This window comes from Streptomyces sp. GESEQ-35 (assembly GCF_017948485.1).
In the GTDB taxonomy this organism is placed as follows: Bacteria; Actinomycetota; Actinomycetes; order Streptomycetales; family Streptomycetaceae; genus Streptomyces.
Map to the genome: position 1 here is coordinate 1 of NZ_JAFFSX010000115.1, position 229 is coordinate 229.

1 protein-coding gene is annotated in these 229 nt (G+C 69.4%); it reads right to left on the reverse strand.

The window, feature by feature from the left end; translation table 11 throughout:
• Positions 1–211, reverse strand: a 211-nt coding sequence (locus tag KCH87_RS49960; RefSeq protein WP_308299102.1) for an AMP-binding protein, incomplete at its 3' end; no start/stop codon positions are given.
• Positions 212–229: the final 18 nt, after the last annotated feature.

The window sequence follows — 229 nt, forward strand, 5'->3', positions numbered from 1 at the left end:
CGAACATGCCGTCCACGACCAGGTCGAGGATGTCGCGGTGGGTGACCGCCACCCCCTTGGGACGCCCCGTCGAACCCGACGTGTACATCACATACGCCAGCTGCTCCGGCCGGCCCTCCACCCCCGGGTCACCGACCGGCAACCCGGCCAGCTCCACATCCTCATCCACCACCACAACCACGCCGGCAGCAGGCAGACCACGCTCACGCATCGCCCGGTCGGTCAGCAG